Genomic DNA, 16,541 nt, shown 5'->3' with positions numbered 1-16,541 from the left:
AGACCATTACAAAGCGGCTAATACCGCATCACCCATCTCAACCGTACCAACCTTTTTACCACCAACAGTCATAATATCACCAGTTCGATAACCCTGAGCCAACACCGTTTTCACCGCATTATCCACGCGGTCAGCATAAGTTACTTTATTCAGGCTATGACGCAACATCATCGCCACCGACAAAATCATCGCCAATGGGTTGGCCAAGTTTTTACCAGCGATGTCAGGTGCAGAGCCATGAATCGGTTCGTACAGACCTTTGCCGTTTGCATCGAGCGATGCTGATGGCAACATGCCAATCGAACCTGTCAGCATGGATGCTGCATCAGACAGGATGTCACCAAACATATTACCAGTCACCACCACATCGAATTGCTTTGGATTGCGCACGAGTTGCATCGCGGCGTTGTCGACGAGCATGTGACTGAGTTCAACATCAGGGTATTCAGCAGACACTTCGATAACCACATCGCGCCAAAGCTGTGTGGCCTCAAGCACATTCATTTTATCAACTGAGCAGAGTTTTTTATGGCGTTTTTGGGCCGTTTTGAACGCACTGTGGGCGATACGACGGATTTCTGATTCGCTATAAATCATGGTATTAAAACCCACACGCTCGCTACCGTTTTCAGTCTGGCGCACTTCAATCCCGCGCGGTTCGCCAAAATAAATATCGCCGACCAACTCACGTACGATAATGATGTCCAACCCAGCAACAACTTCAGGTTTGAGCGTTGATGCCTCAACCAGCTCAGGATAAACCACCGCTGGGCGTAGATTTGAGAACACTTGCATCTCTTTGCGGATCGCGAGCAAACCGCGCTCGGGACGTTGCTCACGGGGCAATGTATCATACTGCGGGCCGCCAACAGCAGCGAGCAGCACCGCGTCTGAGGCTTGGCACTTGGTCAATGTTTCAGGGGGAAACGGCACACCTGTCGCGTCCACCGCACAGCCACCAATAAGCGCATTGTCCCATGCAATATCGAGACCTTCTGATTTGAGTTTTTCGAGCACACGCACGGCTTGTGCCATGATTTCAGGGCCGATGCCGTCGCCTGCAAGGAGGAGAATGTTTTGTGTCATAAATAGCCAATCAAATTATCAATAAAAATAAGTCACTCAAGAATTAAACCATCGCCACACGCCAGTCAAATATTCGATGACGTGGGCTATTTGCTTTAGACGGCAGTTTTGCTCAACCACGGAAATTTGAGCAAATGCTGCGCTTCAAATGCTTTGATTTCTTCTGCATGACGCAGCGTCAAACCGATGTCATCAAAACCATTGGTCAAACAATATTTACGATGTGTGCTGATGTCAAACGGAAAAGCTTCGTCAACAACACGCACGAGCTGCTCTGGCAAATCAATGGTGACTTCAAATCCGACATTGGCCGCCACGATGTGAAAGATTTTATCGACCTGCGCAGCGGTTAGCACAATCGGCAACAGGCCATTTTTATAGCAATTATTAAAGAAAATGTCAGCGAACGATGGTGCAATGATGGCTTTGAAGCCGTATTGTTGCAAAGCCCATGGCGCATGCTCGCGTGACGAGCCACAGCCAAAGTTATCCCGAGCAATGAGTACGCTCGCGCCTTGATAACGCGGCTGGTTGAGAATGAAGTCTCGATTCATTGGGCGATTGCTATTGTCTTTGCCAGGTTGCCCCACATCCAAGTAGCGCCATTCGTCAAATAAGTTTTCACCAAAGCCTGTGCGGGCGATGGACTTTAAGAACTGCTTGGGAATGATGGCATCAGTATCGACGTTTTCACGATCAAGCGGTGCAACGAGGCCTTTGTGTACGGTGAATTTTTCCATGATTTTTCAAATATTTAGAAACAGCAAACGCATTGCGCCAAATGGCAGCAATGCGTCTCAAAACAAGCGCGTAGAATGTAGCGAAACGATTATTGCGGTGCAGGCACTTTTTCTTGAACCCACTCACCAGCCTTTTGAGTGTCTTTACCAATCCCATTGACAGTACCTTTAATCGTATTGCAGCCAGACAAAACAAACACAGCAGCCACCGTTAATAATAAAATTTTACGCATTTCCAACTCCTTATAAAGACTTCTTTTAAAAAAGAATCAACCCAAAACAGACAAAGGTCAAAACCAATGAAACTGTTTATGCTAAAGCACGCACATCAACAAAATGTCCTTCTATGGCAGCCGCTGCAGCCATGGCGGGACTGACCAAATGCGTACGACCACCAGCACCTTGACGGCCTTCAAAATTACGATTTGAGGTGGAAGCACAACGCTCACCTGACTCCAAACGATCGGCATTCATGGCCAAACACATAGAACAACCTGGTTCGCGCCACTCGAAACCCGCTTGTTTAAAAATCACATCCAAACCTTCGGACTCAGCTTGAGCTTTGACCAATCCTGAACCTGGTACAACCAAGGCCAGCTTGACATTAGACGCCACTTTTTTACCCAAATGCTTGACCACCCACGCCGCTGCACGCATGTCTTCGATGCGGCTATTGGTACATGAGCCAATAAAAATTTTGTCCACATTAATTGCCGTCATCGCCGTGCGAGGCTGCAGCCCCATGTATTGTAAGGCACGTTCAATCGCATCGCGTTTAACAGGGTCTTTTTCTTGCTCAGGATCAGGTACTTGACCATCAATCGCCACCACCATTTCAGGCGATGTGCCCCACGTGACTTGCGGTTTGATGGTTTCGGCCTGTAGTTTCACCACTGTATCAAATGTCGCGCCCTCGTCTGAGTGTAGCGTGCGCCAAAACTTCTCAGCTTGTTCAAACTCGGCACCCTGTGGGCCGAATGGACGATTTTTCATGTAATTAATCGTCACATCATCCACTGCAACCAGACCAGCACGCGCACCTGCCTCGATGGCCATATTACAAATGGTCATGCGACCTTCCATGGAAAGCGCACGAATCGCCGAGCCAGCAAACTCGATGGTGTAGCCCGTACCGCCAGCAGTGCCAATTTGACCAATGACGGCTAAAACGATATCCTTAGCCGTGCATCCCGCTGGCAACGTACCGTCCACCTGAACCAGCATGTTTTTGGCTTTTTTCATCATCAACGTTTGTGTGGCCAAAGCGTGCTCCACCTCCGACGTCCCGATGCCAAATGCCAACGCACCCATCGCGCCATGAGTGGATGTATGCGAATCACCGCACACAATCGTCATACCAGGTAAAGTCGCGCCCTGCTCTGGGCCGATGACGTGCACAATCCCTTGACGAATGTCTTGAATTTTAAACTCAGTAATCCCAAACTCATCGCAATTTTTGTCCAACGTTTCAACCTGCAAGCGAGACACAGGGTCAACAATCCCTGCATTGCCCGCGCTGCGATCTGTGGTTGGGACATTGTGGTCACACACAGCCAGATTCGCATTCAGACGCCACACCGGACGATGGTGGATTTTTAAACCTTCAAAAGCCTGTGGACTCGTGACTTCGTGCAGTAATTGACGGTCAATATAAATCAACGATGTACCATCATCATCGGTACGGATGACGTGCATGTCCCAGAGTTTGTCGTATAAAGTTTCCATGGTGTTCCAATATTAACTACAAATTATTTCTTTCGCGCCGCATCATACAAAGATTGTACTTGTGTGGCAGCTTGCTGTAATGTGGCTTGACGGTTGGTTGGTGATGGATGCGTACTGAGAAACTGCGGCGGCCCATTGCCATCTGTGTTCATCATTTTTTTCCACAAACTGGCTGCCGCATCAGGGTTGTAACCTGCGCGAGCCGCCAACTCAATGCCGACCAAATCAGCCTCTGTTTCGTGCTCTCGGCTAAACGGCAAATTCAAGCCCAGCTCCGCAGCCTGCCCAGCCACATTGCCCACACCTTGATAACCAGCAAGCTGACCTGCGATATCCAATATCGCCACGCCAACGCCCACATTTTGCTCGCGACTGTACTGCTCGCGCGAATGCTCTCTCAGCGCATGTGAAATTTCATGACCAATGACCTGCGCCAACTCATCGTCGGTCAATTTCAGTTTATTCACCAAACCCGAATAAACAAAAATTTTACCACCAGGGTAACAACCCGCATTGAGTTCATCCGCATCAAACACATTGACCTCCCAAGCCCAATTGGCAGCCGACGGACGCAATTTAGGAACTTGGGTTATTAAGCGGTTAGAAATTCGCTTCACACGTGCAGCCAGGGCAGCATCGTTATTTAATGCTTTCGCCGAGCGTGCGGTATTAAGCATTTTTTTGTACTCATTGGCCGCAATCGCGTTCATCTCTTGCTCTGACACAGAGAATTTTTGCTGGCGCGTCACACCGGTCTGCGACGTAACCGTGGTCTGCTGCACCGTGCCACATGCGGTCAAGAACACCACATTGATAAGCAAAGTACTGCGCTTAAGCATCTTATTCATCCTACACTCCTGAATCCATATCCAAAATTGGCGTATCAACATGCACATCAGCATTTTGTGCACGGTGCAACAACACATGATCCATCAAAACCAAAGCCAACATGGCTTCCAAAATCGGCGTGGCACGAATACCCACACACGGGTCATGTCGGCCAAACGTTTCAACAGTCGCAGCCTGCCCATGAATATCCATGGACTCACGCGGCACACGAATCGATGAAGTTGGTTTAATCGCCACATGAACCACGACAGGTTGGCCGCTTGAGATGCCACCCAACACACCACCCGCGTGATTAGACTGAAAGCCTGATGGTGGCATCGCATCACCATGGTAGGAGCCTTTTTGCGCAACGACATCAAAACCATCGCCCATCTCCACGCCCTTAACCGCATTCACCCCCATCATCGCGTAAGCAATATCGGCATCTAACTTATCAAAAAGCGGTGCACCCAAACCCACAGGCACATTAGTCGCAGCAACCATCAGGCGTGCGCCAACAGAGTCACCATCGCGGCGCAAATTATCCATGTACGCCTCAAGCTCAGGCACAACATCATTATTCGCTGCAAAAAACGGATTTTGTGACACATCATCCCAGCTCTGAAAAGGGATTGGCACATCGCCCAATGCTGTCATACACCCCATGATTTGTGTGCCAAATTTCTCACGCAACCACTTCTTTGCCACCGCGCCCGCTGCGACCATCGGCGCGGTCATGCGCGCGGACGAGCGCCCACCGCCACGGTAATCGCGAATGCCGTACTTGTGCCAATATGTATAATCAGCGTGACCAGGGCGAAACTGCACAGCAATATTGCCATAATCAGAACTGCGTTGGTCTTGATTGCGGATAAGCAGTGCAATCGGTGTACCTGTGGTTTTGCCCTCAAACACACCTGACAAAATCTCCACCTGATCAGTTTCTTGACGTTGTGTCACATGGCGCGACGTACCAGGACGACGACGGTCAAGCTCAGGCTGAATCTCATCAACAGACAAACTCAAGCCAGGAGGACAGCCATCAATCACACAGCCAATCGCAGGGCCATGAGACTCACCGAAATTAGTTACCGAAAACAACTGACCGAAAGTACTGCCTGCCATAAGAAACTTTCAAAAATAAGAAAAAGGTGCATTGCACCATTGGTCTACATTGTAGCTGATTTTCTTGGATTTTGGCAGTGGACAAACGAAAACCCGTGCTTAAACAGCACGGGATAGGTCAATTAAAAATCACTTTACTAAATTCTCCTGCACAAACCATCACCGCCAGCAATTAGCAACATCCTGCGGCGTCGCTGCACCAGTGGCACCACGCACTCCTGCCTGATTCAGCGTCAAAACATTGCATTGAGGATCCGCATTCACAGGCGTCGCCTGCAGCGTGTACGTATTTAAACCAGCATTTGTCAACGCCAAAACAAAAGGCTCACTCGGCTGCTGTGCAGGCAACACCGCATCAACATAAGTGCCGTTTTGTAAATGCGCCCGCTCCATCGATTGCTGTGCGAACAACAAAGCCGCCCGTGCCGCATGTCGATTTGATGATGTGATGTGGTCATCGTAACGAGCCAATGATATGGCCGCGAGCACGCCAATCACCGCAATCACAAACAACATTTCGAGCAAAGTGAATCCCGACTGGAGGTTTTTTCGCTGCTTTGTCATTTTGTCAACCTTAAAATCCATAAACACGATGAGCCACAGAGACAGGCTGACCGAGGCGATAACTTGGACGCCATTGTATTGTGCTATTTTTAATAGATACCGAATTGCTTAAACTCGCACACTGCTGGGGTAAAGCCGCTACGCATGCTGGGTATCGCCATTCCGTTTGCTCTAACACCACACTTTGCCCACCCGCCAACTTGCTCGTGATGCGTAATTTCGGCGTCCAGCTCGCTTGCGTGTCTGTCGCATCGGTCACAGCCTCAATCAAGCAAGAGCCTTGCAGAAAAACGTCCGCATCCGCCCAACGTGTGTCATTGGCCTGCACAAACGCACCCGTACTCTGCCACCATGTCACATTGATTGCGCTGTCGCTGGCCAAAACACGGCGAGCATGATTGACACAAGCTCGGTGGGTATTGTGCGAATTCTGTTCGGTTTGTGCTGCCTGAATGGTTGCAGTTGACTGAAGTATTTTGGTCTGCTGTCCATCAAGCATGATGACCACCAAACCTGCAAATATAACCAACAAAATCAAAACAGTCGCTAAAGCAAAGCCAAATTGTTTTGAGGGCACGCGGGTCAGTGAACTCATGGTGCGTCTCCCGCCAAAAAACCATGCGAGCCAACAGCCACATCTACTTGTGTTTTGTAATAAACCCAAGCCGAAACAACAGGCAAAGCAGCACCTGCACAATCAGTCGTGGCCGCTGAATCATCGCCCACATTTTGTGCCACACGCGTTAACAAACACAATCTGACAAGCTTTGTATTGGTAGGGATGAATTGAGGATTGGCCACCAAATCCACTGGTTCAGCATTATATAAAATCGCATCAACCGTGACACCAACAACGCCAGAAGGCAAATACTTTGCCACATTATCTATCAGTCTAACTTGACCGCTATCGCCACCGCTTCCGTCACAACTCAGGCTGAACACACCATCTGTGCGGGTCAGCACATAGCGATTTTCAATCAATGTCCACCCAACATGACCAGCAAGCGCTTGATTATCTGTGGTATCACCATTACAGTCAGGCGTGCCAACAGGAGCAACGTAACGCACGCCAAATAAATTTTGCCCCCCTCCAACGGCTGGAGGCAAAACCGCGTTTGGTAAATCATCACTAAATGATGCATGGGGGTAAAAATTCGCTCGAGCGATATCCCGTGACACATTTGACAACACAAGTCGGGTCTCTGATGCTACCTCTTGCCGCTCACCGATAATCGTTTGATCAAACACCACACCCGACATAAATCGCTGAACGCCGATAATTATAGCCAGCACCAAAACCATAGAAATCAACAATTCAAGCAGAGTGAAACCTGCCTGAGAGTTAATACGATGACAATCTCGACGCCTCATCATGGTAACACCCATAATTCCAAGCAAGAACTTCCTGCGACAGCAGATACACCCGACAAAGGGCATCGCCAAACTGACGCGTTGGCATCATGATTGACCCATTGAATCTTCAACAATCGACCTACCTGCCCCGCGACAACAAAATCCGCACTACCAACCGCCACCACAGTCATTCGTAAATCCAATGCTTCGTTTGTCAATGCTGCGTTTGTCATAGCTTGATTCAGATTCGTATCGACATTGATGCGCGCAGCCGCATTGTTCAACACCATCTGCGCACGCATTAAGTGAACATTGTCAGTCACTTGACTCAGATTACGGGCATGTAAAGCCATCACGCCCGCCACCGCTACGGCAGCGATAAACATGGACAACAACACCTCAAACAAGCTAAAACCGGCTTGATGAGAAGTTGACTGTGACGGTGAAGCATTGCTTAAATTCATCATGGTGGCAACGTCACCGTCATCTTACCTTGATTAGAGAACGCAACTCGAGCGGGCACCGTATTGGCAGCCCCTGAGCTTACCGTAATGGTCTGATTCGCCACCCCAGCAATATGACCACTGCTATTAAAAGCTGGATAAGCTCTGCGATTCGTGGAAAAAATCAAATTCGGCGAGACTTGCCCACGAAAAACAACAGCGCCAGTTGTACGATTGCGCCACACCCATGCGGCCCACGGCTGGTTTACTGGTAGATTATTAAGACAAACTGGATTGGCCGCAACAAAATCAAGCGAGCCAACAGGACAAACCTCGATTACCACACCAAAAGCTTGAGCCATTAATCGTGCCGACTCCGCTTGTTGAGCAAACAGACGCGCAGTGCTACTAATATCATACTGCACACTCACCCGCTGATAAGCAGGTATGCCCACAGTGGTGAGGACACCCACAATCGCCAACACCACCAGCGTCTCAAGCATCGTAAAACCCATCTGTCTCGCGACGTTCAGACGCGCCAAAGCACACCACGTTGACTTTGGTGTATTCACTGTATGGATGACTTTTGAGCTCATAGATTAAGTCTGATGTGAGAGCAATGCGTTTACCATTTCATCTTTATGACAGTTAGAGACAATTACTTTACCCTCATTATACAAAAGTAAAGCCAGCAAATTCTGGAAAAAACACAGCCACATATCACTACGTATTTATACACAACAAACCGCCAAATTAATAAAGAAGCCGAATTTATACTTATTATCGAAAACTGGCACTAAACGTTAAATTTTACTGGCTTCCAAGCCAATACCTCTAATATTCTTCCACCGTATTTGATACAATGAGAGACCAATGGCATAAAAATGCCAAATCAATACATGCATTATGCTGATATTGTCACAATCAACATCATCGTCGGAACACACAATTTGTTTTGACACAAGAAATTTAAACTCTGAGAAAAGGACCTCACCATGAGCAACAACGCTGATTTACAAACCCGCAAAAATGCCGCGACGCCTCGCGGTGTCGGCGTGATGACTGACTTTTACGCTGCGCGCGCGCAAAATGCTGAGATTTGGGACGTTGAAGGTCGTCGCTTCATCGACTTTGGCGGTGGTATCGCGGTGGTGAACACAGGTCATCGTCATCCAAAGCAAGTGGCAGCAATTAACAAGCAGTTGCATGAAGGCTTCCTTCACACTGCCTATCAAATCGTGCCTTACAAGTCGTATGTCGAACTCGCTGAAAAAATCAACACACGCACACCAGGTAACTTTCCAAAGAAAACGGCGTTCTTCACCACAGGCGCAGAAGCCGTTGAAAACGCGATCAAAATCGCTCGTGCAGCCACTGGCCGTTCTGGCGTCATCGCATTCACTGGCGGTTTCCACGGTCGTACAATGATGGGCATGGCATTGACGGGTAAAGTCGCACCATACAAAATCGGCTTCGGTCCGTTCCCATCAGAAATTTACCACGTACCATTCCCAGTTGAGCTGCATGGCGTGAGCGAAAAAGACTCACTCAAAGCGATTCAAAACTTATTTAAAGCCGACATCGAGCCAACTCGTGTCGCAGCCATCATCCTCGAACCTGTGCAAGGCGAAGGCGGTTTTTACCAAGCGTCACCATCGTTCATGCGCTCGCTGCGCGCGTTGTGCGACGAACATGGCATTTTGCTCATCGCGGATGAAGTGCAAACAGGTTTCGGCCGTACAGGCAAATTGTTCGCCATGGAGCACTACGATGTGACGGCAGACTTGATGACATTCGCAAAATCTTTGGCAGGCGGTATGCCTTTATCAGGCGTTTGTGGCCGTGCTGAAATCATGGATGCACCAGCACCTGGCGGTTTGGGTGGTACGTATGCGGGCAATGCTTTGGCCATCGCTTCTGCACACGCGGTGTTGGACATCATTGACTCAGAAAATTTGCTTGATCGCGCCAACGCATTAGGCGACAAGATCAAAGCCCGCTTGACTGCCCTGCGCGCTCAAGTTCCTCAAATCTCTGACGTGCGTGGCCCAGGTGCCATGAACGCAGTTGAATTCATTGACCCTGCGACAGGTGAGGCGTCGCCTGAGTTTACTCAAAAAGTGCGTTTGGCGGCTTTGAAACGCGGCTTGCTGTTGCTCTCATGCGGTACTTATGCCAACGTGATTCGCTTCTTGTTCCCATTGACCATCGAAGACTCTGTATTCGATGAAGGCTTGACGATTTTGGAAGAAGTTCTATTGGAAGCAGCCAAAGGCTAATTTCCACAGCGCTCACCAAACGGCTCTTCGTGTTGAAAAAACGCCAAGAGCCGTTTTCACTTATAATCATCAGTTGAAATGACACACATTATTTAGGAAACTAACCATGCTGAACCTCAAAGACCCCAGCCTTTTCAAACAACAATGCTACCTCAATGGCGAATGGGTGAGTGGTGCTGAAACCATGCCCGTAACCAACCCTGCCACAGGCGAAGTCATCGGCACCATCCCTCACCTCGGTCAAACCGAGACCGCCAAAGCCATCGCTGACGCAAACGCTGCATGGCCTGCTTGGCGCAAAAAAACCGCCAAAGAGCGAGCGGCAATTCTGCGTAAATGGTTCAACCTCATGATGGAAAACCAAGATGACTTGGCACTCATCCTGACTTCAGAGCAAGGCAAACCACTCGCAGAAGCAAAGGGCGAAATCGCTTACGGCGCAAGCTATGTCGAATGGTTCGCCGAAGAAGGCAAACGTCTGTACGGCGAAAACATCCCAGCGCACCTGAATGATCGCCGCATCATGGTCACCAAAGAACCTATCGGTGTTTGCGTCGCCATCACGCCATGGAACTTCCCGAACGCCATGATTACGCGCAAAGTCGCTCCCGCGCTCGCCGCGGGCTGCCCGATGATTGTCCGCCCTGCTGACTTAACACCTTTTTCTGCGCTCGCCATCGCAGAGCTCGCGCACCGCGCAGGCATCCCAGCGGGTATTTTCCAAGTCATCACAGGCAAATCACGCGTCATCGGTGCAGAATTCACCTCAAACCCCACTGTGCGCAAACTCACATTCACGGGCTCAACCGAAGTGGGCCGCGTATTGATGGAACAATGCGCCCCCACCATCAAAAAAACCTCGATGGAACTCGGCGGTAACGCACCATTCATCGTATTTGACGACGCTGACCTTGACGCGGCTGTTGAGGGCGCGATTGCGTCGAAATACCGCAATGCAGGCCAAACCTGCGTTTGCGCGAACCGCCTCTATGTCCAAGATGGCGTGTACGACGCATTCGCAGAGAAACTCGCCGCCGCTGTGGGCAAACTCAAAGTCGGTAACGGTGTCGAAGAAGGCGTGACCCAAGGCCCGATGATTGATGAGAAAGCCATGGAAAAAGTCGAAGAACACATCGCTGACGCACTCGCAAAAGGTGCAAAAATTGCACTGGGCGGCAAGCGCCACGCACTCGGCCACTCATTCTTCGAGCCAACCATTTTGACCAACGTCACACAAGATATGGCTGTCGCACGCGAAGAAACATTCGGCCCGATGGCGCCGCTGTTCCGCTTCAAAACCGAAGAAGAAGTGATTCAATACGCCAACGATACAGAATTTGGGCTCGCATCGTACTTCTTCAGCCGTGACATCGGCCGCATCTTCCGCGTCTCAGAAGCCCTCGAATACGGTATGGTCGGCGTCAACACGGGTCTGATTTCAACCGAAATCGCGCCATTTGGCGGTGTCAAACAATCAGGTATAGGGCGCGAAGGCTCTAAATACGGAATTGAAGACTATGTAGTGGTGAAATATACTTGTTTGGCTGGCTTGGATAAGTAAGCCCTAGCCCAAATAAAAAATCCGCCGTTTAATCACGGCGGATTTTTTATTGATAAGATGCAACATCACTGCAAATAAAAGAAAACAATGGTCATCATGAAAAAACTTGACCGACATGCCCGAACAGCTTGAGTTTCTCAAGCCGTTCTTAGTGCTACTCATGCAATCACTCAATATGCGCGACAGCCTCAATCTCAAACAACCCACCTTTCGGCAAGCTTGCCACACCGATGGTCGAACGTGCTGGAAATGGCTCAGGCACGTATTGCGCCATGATGGTGTTGACTGTGGAAAAGTCAGCCAAGTCTGTCAAAAACAAGGTGAATTTCACCACGTTGGCCAGTGAGCCGCCCGCTTCTTTCAAAATCGCTTCAAGATTTTTGAATGCTTGATGCGTTTGCGCTTCAATACCTTGTGCTAATTCGCCAGAGATAGGATCTAAACCGAGTTGGCCAGAAGTAAATACGCGCGCTCCAACTTTCACAGCTTGTGAATATGGGCCAATGGCGGCAGGTGCATTGGTGGTGCTGATGATTTTTTTAGACATATGAGTCTCCTTAAAAACGGGTGAGAAATAAAAGCGGGCACTCAACTGCCCGCCCGTGGTTTTACTGTTCAGTAAAACTGTTGCGTTTTAATTCACGCCGTGCTTTGACCGCTTCGGAGAGGTTTTTCAGCACAGCTTCTGATGACTCCCAGTCGATGCAGCCATCCGTCACGCTTTGACCATAGGTGAGCGCCGCGCCTGTAACCAAGTCCTGACGGCCACCGACAATATTTGACTCAATCATGAGACCGAAAATCCGCTCATCACCACCTGCGACCTGCTCTGCGATATTGGCACAAACAGGGACTTGATTTTCTGGTTTTTTCTCAGAGTTTGCGTGCGAGGCATCAATCATGACGCGCTGCGCCAAACCGCCTTTGGCGATAGCTTCACAGGCTTCTTGAACGCTGGCGGCGTCGTAGTTTGGCTTTTTGCCACCACGCAAAATGACGTGGCAGTCTTCGTTGCCATTGGTCGAAATAATCGCTGAGTGGCCAGCCTTGGTCACTGAGAGGAAATGGTGGGGGCGTTGTGCAGCGAGTGTGGCATCAACAGCAATTTTGACATTGCCATCCGTGCCATTTTTAAAGCCAACAGGACATGACAAGCCAGAAGCAAGCTCGCGGTGTACTTGTGACTCAGTGGTGCGTGCGCCAATCGCGCCCCAGCTCACGAGGTCGGCGATGTATTGTGGTGTAATCATGTCAAGGTATTCGCAAGCGACGGGCATGCCCATTTCGTTGATTTGTACGAGCAACTCACGTGCGACGCGCAGACCTTTATTGATGTCAAATGTTTCATTGAGCATCGGGTCATTGATGAGGCCTTTCCAACCGACCGTGGTCCGCGGTTTCTCGAAGTAAACACGCATCACGATTTCTAATGTGTCTTTGTACATTTCGCGCTGCTTGAGCAAACGTTGGCAATAATCAAGTGCGGCCTTCGTATCATGAATCGAACATGGACCGATCACAACCACCAAGCGATCATCCGCCCCATGCAACACACGGTGAATGGCAGCACGCGACTCAAAGGGTACTTTGGCAACCTCTTCGGTCAGTGGAAACTCGCGAATCACGTGTGATGGCGGTGCAAGTTCTTTAATCTCTTTGATTCGGACGTCATCGGTATTTGGCATGTTGTTCTTTCAATAAAGGAGTTTGTGGAGTGCAAAAAATAAAAAACCGCTAAACAAGTTAGCGGCTAGATGAAGGTACGCGCGTGGCACACCGAACAGCTCAACCGCTCGTTCGAGTAAAGTACCAAAAGAAATAAGCACGTGTGTGGCGCATGACATTCATCCTGTTTTGCTTTTACCGCAAACCATTTGCGTGTAAACTTCCGTATTTATAACCTGAATCGTGCCATTTTGCAAGCCTTTAGTAGCAGATTTGAGCAAATCGCATCAAAAACACCCTCATCAAAAAGCCACCACATGTTCTTCAACCCCACAGTCCAAGAAGTCCGCCAGTTTTTTTACCACGCATGGTATAAATCAAAACACCAAGAAAACCTCGCACCCATCGAGCAAATCGCCGTACACTGGATGCGTGAGCACCCCGAATACCACGCAGTGCTCAATGGCCCCATTGAAGCCCTCGAAGCCGCTCAGTTTTTACCCGAAGATGGCCAAACCAATCCGTTTTTACACCTGTCGATGCACCTATCCATCAGCGAGCAACTCTCCATCGACCAACCACCTGGCATTCGCGCCGCACACGCCAAACTGTCACAAAAACTCGACAGCGAACACGATGCACAGCACATCATCATGGAGTGCTTGGGCCAAACGCTTTGGCAAGCACAACGCGACAAAACCGAACCAGACGCACAAGCCTACATTGACAGCATTCTGAAACACGCTTCAACCTAACTCAACATCATTCATCAGGAGAACCACCATGTTATTCAAAACTAGCACCGTATTCAAAGAAAACGTAGAACAATTCCCCGCCATCGACAACTTAGAACGCATCGAGTTCTACCAAGACGGCAAACTCCTTTCAACCGTCGAAAACGCAGAAGGCCAAAAAGGCTCACTCGCTCTCTACCACTACCTCTACAAAACCATGGGCACACTCGACTTAGCTGCCGCTCGTCGCGGCTTAGAGCTCTACGCCGAGCACACAAAAGACGCCAAAGCAAACGTTGGCAAACACCCAAATATCGACCGATTAATTTTAGTAGAAGCGACAAATAAACTGATGGAAATGAAAGTGGTTTATAAAGAAGGGGAAGCACCCGCCAATAATTGGGATGATGATAAAAAAGAGCAATAATCTGGAAAATTAAAAAAAAAACGCTGATGACCCCATCAACGGTTTTTTTTACAACTCATAACCAATGACAGAAACACAGTCTGCATTTTCGGCAAACACACATCAAATAGAAAACGTCTTTGTGGTCACCACAGCCTTAAGGCTACTCACCCAACGTTTGGCTTTCAATTTGTATTGTGCCTTCACTTGCTCAGCGCGCGCGTATAGGTCGCGCCATTCGACATTCAGCGGCGCACCTTTAAATGCCAACACGATGCGGTTGCCATCATGGATCTCTGGTAGCGCAAGTACTCGACCGCCGAATGCCTCATTGAGGTTTTTCATGTTTTTCTCGAAACTCGGGTGATCGCCAAAGAGATTCACGGTAATCATGCCTGTCTCCTTGAGTGCAGCATAGCAATCCTGATAAAACTGCACAGAGTCACAGACAGGGCCGCGTGCGGTGGCGTCATATAAATCTATTTGCAATACATCAAATCCGCCCTCTTGCTGCGTCACCCAGTTCGCCGCATCGTCTTGCACGACGGTGATTCGTGACGTGTCGCGCGGTAGTTTGAACATGGCGTAGGCGGCTGAAACGACGTCTGGGTTTAGTTCGACGACAGTTGAGTGGGTCACTGGCATGTTTTTATAGATAAATTTGGTGAGCGAGGCACAGCCCATGCCGAGCTGTGCGACTTGGGCGGGTTCATCTAAAAACAAAATATACGCCATCATCATCTGTGCGTATTCAAGCTCAATTTTAAATGGGTTCTTCAGATTCATCGCGCCCTGAACCCATGGCGTGCCAAAGTGCAGATAGCGCACGTCGTCAATTTCTGAGAATGTGATGGGCTCGGCTTTATAGCGGGTTTTAAAAGATGAAATGGCCATATTATTGCTTTGTTCTATGATGTGGATTGAGGGATGTCATCGCGACAACAAATGAAACCAAGTATAATAACGCAGTTCAACGATACACTTTATAAAAAAGGACTTGCATGTCAAAAGCCACCCAACACCACCGTTTATTGATTCTCGGCTCAGGCCCTGCTGGTTACACCGCCGCTGTTTATGCAGCGCGCGCGAATCTGAATCCCGTGCTCATCACAGGTTTGGAGCAAGGCGGCCAACTCATGACCACCACCGATGTCGAAAACTGGCCTGCAGATGCCGATGGTGTGCAAGGCCCAGAGCTGATGTCTCGTTTCCAAGCACACGCAGAACGATTCAAAACCGAAATGATCTTTGACCACATTCACACCACGCATTTGACCGAAAAGCCAATGCGTTTGGTCGGTGACTCCGCCGAATACACCTGCGATGCACTCATTATCGCTACTGGCGCTTCTGCGCAATATCTGGGTTTACCGTCTGAAGAGGCTTTTGCTGGACGCGGCGTGTCAGCGTGTGCCACCTGTGACGGCTTTTTCTATCGCGGCAAACCTGTTGCGGTGGTGGGCGGTGGTAACACAGCGGTTGAAGAAGCCCTGTATTTGTCCAATATCGCCAGCCACGTCACCGTGATTCACCGCCGTGATAAGTTCCGCGCAGAGCCGATTTTGATTGACCGCCTGCTCGCCAAAGAAGCTGAGGGCAAAGTCACCATCGAGTGGAATCAAACATTGGATGAAGTGCTCGGTGACGCCTCTGGTGTGACGGGTTTGCGCCTAAAAGCCTTCAACGGCGACGCCACCAAAGAAATCTCAGTGGATGGTGTGTTCATCGCCATCGGTCATAAGCCGAACACCGATATTTTTGCTGGTCAGCTCGATATGGAAAATGGCTACATCAAAACCGTCGGCGGTGCGGCTGGCAATGCCACAGCGACGAGCATCACAGGTGTCTTCGCTGCAGGTGACGTACAAGACCATATTTATCGCCAGGCCATCACCAGCGCGGCCACAGGTTGCATGGCCGCACTCGATGCGCAGCGTTACTTAGAAAATAACTGATACCCACATTGAACAACACTGGTATCACGACATACAAACCCTACTGACCAAAGTAGGGTTTGTTGTCAAAAAGCACT

Annotated in this window: 19 protein-coding genes; 5 read left to right on the top strand and 14 right to left on the bottom strand. The window is 49.4% G+C overall.

Annotated features, from left to right (window positions below):
* Nucleotides 1-6: 6 nt before the first annotated feature.
* The 11 genes from leuB to IE082_RS02165 all read right to left on the bottom strand — a co-directional run bounded on the left by leuB (nt 7) and on the right by IE082_RS02165 (nt 8,460).
* Nucleotides 7-1,086 carry a 3-isopropylmalate dehydrogenase gene (leuB, locus tag IE082_RS02215; protein ID WP_189490907.1) on the bottom strand — a complete coding sequence of 360 codons (1,080 nt, stop codon included), beginning with the start codon at nt 1,084-1,086 and terminating at the stop codon, nt 7-9.
* A gap of 95 nt (nt 1,087-1,181) precedes the next feature.
* Nucleotides 1,182-1,826 (bottom strand): 3-isopropylmalate dehydratase small subunit, encoded by a 645-nt coding sequence (gene leuD / locus IE082_RS02210; protein WP_189490905.1) that lies wholly within the window; start codon nt 1,824-1,826, stop codon nt 1,182-1,184.
* An 89-nt stretch (nt 1,827-1,915) separates the two neighbouring features.
* Nucleotides 1,916-2,059, bottom strand: a complete 144-nt coding sequence (locus tag IE082_RS02205; RefSeq protein WP_189490902.1) for a lipoprotein — start codon at nt 2,057-2,059, stop codon at nt 1,916-1,918.
* 76 nt (nt 2,060-2,135) lie between these two features.
* Nucleotides 2,136-3,551, bottom strand: a complete 1,416-nt coding sequence (leuC, locus tag IE082_RS02200; RefSeq protein WP_189490900.1) for a 3-isopropylmalate dehydratase large subunit — start codon at nt 3,549-3,551, stop codon at nt 2,136-2,138.
* Between the two features lie 23 nt (nt 3,552-3,574).
* Nucleotides 3,575-4,399, bottom strand: a complete 825-nt coding sequence (locus tag IE082_RS02195) for a M48 family metallopeptidase (RefSeq protein WP_189490898.1) — start codon at nt 4,397-4,399, stop codon at nt 3,575-3,577.
* Nucleotide 4,400: 1 nt separating this feature from the next.
* Nucleotides 4,401-5,504: a chorismate synthase gene (gene aroC, locus IE082_RS02190; protein ID WP_189490896.1), complete on the bottom strand. Its 1,104-nt coding sequence runs from the start codon at nt 5,502-5,504 to the stop codon at nt 4,401-4,403.
* 159 nt (nt 5,505-5,663) lie between these two features.
* On the bottom strand, nt 5,664-6,068 hold the full coding sequence (locus IE082_RS02185; RefSeq protein WP_189490894.1) for a type IV pilin protein: 405 nt from the start codon (nt 6,066-6,068) through the stop codon (nt 5,664-5,666).
* A 10-nt stretch (nt 6,069-6,078) separates the two neighbouring features.
* The gene (locus tag IE082_RS02180; RefSeq protein WP_189490892.1) at nt 6,079-6,663 is read right to left on the bottom strand and encodes a hypothetical protein; all 585 of its coding nucleotides are present in this window, start codon (nt 6,661-6,663) and stop codon (nt 6,079-6,081) included.
* Nucleotides 6,660-7,442 (bottom strand): PulJ/GspJ family protein, encoded by a 783-nt coding sequence (locus tag IE082_RS02175; RefSeq protein ID WP_189490890.1) that lies wholly within the window; start codon nt 7,440-7,442, stop codon nt 6,660-6,662. The genes IE082_RS02180 and IE082_RS02175 overlap by 4 nt, the downstream gene beginning before the upstream one ends.
* Entirely contained in the window at nt 7,439-7,888 is a 450-nt protein-coding gene (locus IE082_RS02170) for a type IV pilus modification PilV family protein (protein ID WP_189490888.1), read from the bottom strand. The genes IE082_RS02175 and IE082_RS02170 overlap by 4 nt, the downstream gene beginning before the upstream one ends.
* Nucleotides 7,885-8,460: a pilus assembly FimT family protein gene (locus IE082_RS02165; protein WP_189490886.1), complete on the bottom strand. Its 576-nt coding sequence runs from the start codon at nt 8,458-8,460 to the stop codon at nt 7,885-7,887. The genes IE082_RS02170 and IE082_RS02165 overlap by 4 nt, the downstream gene beginning before the upstream one ends.
* Nucleotides 8,461-8,859: 399 nt before the next feature.
* On the opposite strand from IE082_RS02165, the gene gabT reads away from it, so the two are divergent.
* Entirely contained in the window at nt 8,860-10,143 is a 1,284-nt protein-coding gene (gene gabT / locus IE082_RS02160) for a 4-aminobutyrate--2-oxoglutarate transaminase (protein WP_189490883.1), read from the top strand.
* 106 nt (nt 10,144-10,249) lie between these two features.
* Nucleotides 10,250-11,704, top strand: a complete 1,455-nt coding sequence (gene gabD / locus IE082_RS02155; protein ID WP_189490881.1) for an NADP-dependent succinate-semialdehyde dehydrogenase — start codon at nt 10,250-10,252, stop codon at nt 11,702-11,704.
* 166 nt (nt 11,705-11,870) lie between these two features.
* Here the strand turns inward: gabD and IE082_RS02150 are convergent, their stop codons facing one another.
* Together IE082_RS02150 and aroG are read right to left on the bottom strand one after the other, a co-directional pair.
* Nucleotides 11,871-12,251: a RidA family protein gene (locus IE082_RS02150; protein ID WP_189490879.1), complete on the bottom strand. Its 381-nt coding sequence runs from the start codon at nt 12,249-12,251 to the stop codon at nt 11,871-11,873.
* Nucleotides 12,252-12,312: 61 nt separating this feature from the next.
* Nucleotides 12,313-13,389, bottom strand: a complete 1,077-nt coding sequence (aroG, locus tag IE082_RS02145; RefSeq protein WP_189490877.1) for a 3-deoxy-7-phosphoheptulonate synthase AroG — start codon at nt 13,387-13,389, stop codon at nt 12,313-12,315.
* Nucleotides 13,390-13,686: 297 nt separating this feature from the next.
* On the opposite strand from aroG, the gene IE082_RS02140 reads away from it, so the two are divergent.
* Nucleotides 13,687-14,124: a DUF1841 family protein gene (locus IE082_RS02140; RefSeq protein ID WP_189490875.1), complete on the top strand. Its 438-nt coding sequence runs from the start codon at nt 13,687-13,689 to the stop codon at nt 14,122-14,124.
* 28 nt (nt 14,125-14,152) lie between these two features.
* The gene (locus tag IE082_RS02135) at nt 14,153-14,530 is read left to right on the top strand and encodes a DUF2322 family protein (RefSeq protein ID WP_189490873.1); all 378 of its coding nucleotides are present in this window, start codon (nt 14,153-14,155) and stop codon (nt 14,528-14,530) included.
* Between the two features lie 102 nt (nt 14,531-14,632).
* On the opposite strand, the gene IE082_RS02130 is transcribed toward IE082_RS02135, so the two are convergent.
* A complete protein-coding gene (locus IE082_RS02130) occupies nt 14,633-15,403 on the bottom strand; it encodes a spermine/spermidine synthase domain-containing protein (protein ID WP_189490871.1) in 771 nt (256 codons plus the stop codon).
* A 107-nt stretch (nt 15,404-15,510) separates the two neighbouring features.
* Here IE082_RS02130 and trxB point away from each other — a divergent pair, with 107 nt between their 5' ends.
* Nucleotides 15,511-16,464: a thioredoxin-disulfide reductase gene (gene trxB / locus IE082_RS02125; RefSeq protein WP_189490869.1), complete on the top strand. Its 954-nt coding sequence runs from the start codon at nt 15,511-15,513 to the stop codon at nt 16,462-16,464.
* The last annotated feature ends 77 nt before the right edge of the window (nt 16,465-16,541 follow it).

The organism is Formosimonas limnophila (assembly GCF_014652675.1).
Classification (GTDB): domain Bacteria; phylum Pseudomonadota; class Gammaproteobacteria; order Burkholderiales; family Burkholderiaceae; genus Hydromonas; species Hydromonas limnophila.
The sequence above is the reverse complement of the archived record's forward strand: the minus strand, read 5'-3'. Positions and strand labels throughout refer to the sequence as shown.

Bases quoted from the DNA above. Each gene is read 5' to 3' on its own strand.
- leuD (WP_189490905.1), bottom strand. From the start codon at position 1,826: ATGGAAAAATTCACCGTACACAAAGGCCTCGTTGCACCGCTTGATCGT.
- IE082_RS02170 (WP_189490888.1), bottom strand. From the start codon at position 7,888: ATGATGAATTTAAGCAATGCTTCACCGTCACAGTCAACTTCTCATCAA.
- aroG (WP_189490877.1), bottom strand. From the start codon at position 13,389: ATGCCAAATACCGATGACGTCCGAATCAAAGAGATTAAAGAACTTGCA.
- IE082_RS02185 (WP_189490894.1), bottom strand. From the start codon at position 6,068: ATGACAAAGCAGCGAAAAAACCTCCAGTCGGGATTCACTTTGCTCGAA.
- gabT (WP_189490883.1), top strand. From the start codon at position 8,860: ATGAGCAACAACGCTGATTTACAAACCCGCAAAAATGCCGCGACGCCT.
- IE082_RS02180 (WP_189490892.1), bottom strand. From the start codon at position 6,663: ATGAGTTCACTGACCCGCGTGCCCTCAAAACAATTTGGCTTTGCTTTA.
- IE082_RS02140 (WP_189490875.1), top strand. From the start codon at position 13,687: ATGTTCTTCAACCCCACAGTCCAAGAAGTCCGCCAGTTTTTTTACCAC.
- IE082_RS02205 (WP_189490902.1), bottom strand. From the start codon at position 2,059: ATGCGTAAAATTTTATTATTAACGGTGGCTGCTGTGTTTGTTTTGTCT.
- IE082_RS02175 (WP_189490890.1), bottom strand. From the start codon at position 7,442: ATGATGAGGCGTCGAGATTGTCATCGTATTAACTCTCAGGCAGGTTTC.
- IE082_RS02135 (WP_189490873.1), top strand. From the start codon at position 14,153: ATGTTATTCAAAACTAGCACCGTATTCAAAGAAAACGTAGAACAATTC.
- gabD (WP_189490881.1), top strand. From the start codon at position 10,250: ATGCTGAACCTCAAAGACCCCAGCCTTTTCAAACAACAATGCTACCTC.
- aroC (WP_189490896.1), bottom strand. From the start codon at position 5,504: ATGGCAGGCAGTACTTTCGGTCAGTTGTTTTCGGTAACTAATTTCGGT.
- IE082_RS02195 (WP_189490898.1), bottom strand. From the start codon at position 4,399: ATGAATAAGATGCTTAAGCGCAGTACTTTGCTTATCAATGTGGTGTTC.
- IE082_RS02150 (WP_189490879.1), bottom strand. From the start codon at position 12,251: ATGTCTAAAAAAATCATCAGCACCACCAATGCACCTGCCGCCATTGGC.
- trxB (WP_189490869.1), top strand. From the start codon at position 15,511: ATGTCAAAAGCCACCCAACACCACCGTTTATTGATTCTCGGCTCAGGC.
- IE082_RS02130 (WP_189490871.1), bottom strand. From the start codon at position 15,403: ATGGCCATTTCATCTTTTAAAACCCGCTATAAAGCCGAGCCCATCACA.
- leuB (WP_189490907.1), bottom strand. From the start codon at position 1,086: ATGACACAAAACATTCTCCTCCTTGCAGGCGACGGCATCGGCCCTGAA.
- leuC (WP_189490900.1), bottom strand. From the start codon at position 3,551: ATGGAAACTTTATACGACAAACTCTGGGACATGCACGTCATCCGTACC.
- IE082_RS02165 (WP_189490886.1), bottom strand. From the start codon at position 8,460: ATGAGCTCAAAAGTCATCCATACAGTGAATACACCAAAGTCAACGTGG.